Below are 681 nucleotides of genomic sequence, written 5' to 3' on the forward strand. Positions count from 1 at the left end.
GCACCTTGCAGAAAGGATATTGCAAATTCAAAAACAGCTAAAAAGATATTGAAAGATGAAGATTTTGTATATCTCTATTTTTCTACAGATAAAGATGCCACCGCATGGAAGAATGCAAGTATCATGGACAATATTGAAGAAAACCAGTTTATTTTTGACCACGCCAGCACTTCCGGTTTTAATAAATTACTTAATTTACAAGAAATTCCCAGATACCTATTACTGGATAAAAACCATCATGTAAAAACCTTATATGCTCCAAGACCGGATGAATCCTCTGTTGAGGAACTAAAGTCTAAGCTTAACTCGTTATCCCAAAAATAATGCTTAATTAAAGAGCTTATGCCTAAATTAAGCGTCAAGATTTCATTTCAATAAAACAGGGAACTTATTAATATTAAATCACATTAGTTCTTTGTACAGAAAGGGGCTGTCGGTTGCAACAGAATAGTCCCAATAACAAACATGAATGTTATAAAAACATGTCGCTTGAAGTAACCTGGCGTGATGGGGTTACAAAATTTAAATCACTAAATCTTATACAAAAAATGAAAAAATTAAACTTAAAAGATCTGGCCTTTCAGAAGGGAGAAGTCTTAACAAGAAGTCAGTTGAAAAATGTATTGGGCGGGGGTAGTGGAAGCCCCCTCGGTAGCGGCAGCCCCGTTTGCCCCTCCTCCA

Annotated in this window: 1 protein-coding gene and 1 pseudogene; both read left to right on the forward strand. The window is 35.8% G+C overall.

The genetic code is table 11. From position 1 onward, the window contains the following. A pseudogene (locus tag J1905_RS23300) lies at positions 1-324 on the forward strand (thioredoxin family protein); the annotation flags it as partial. A gap of 158 nt (positions 325-482) precedes the next feature. Further along, positions 483-681 (forward strand): hypothetical protein (locus J1905_RS23305; protein ID WP_214229596.1); only part of this gene is annotated, 199 nt, incomplete at its 3' end.

Source organism: Pedobacter sp. B4-66 (genome assembly GCF_018492665.1).
Classification (GTDB): domain Bacteria; phylum Bacteroidota; class Bacteroidia; order Sphingobacteriales; family Sphingobacteriaceae; genus Pedobacter.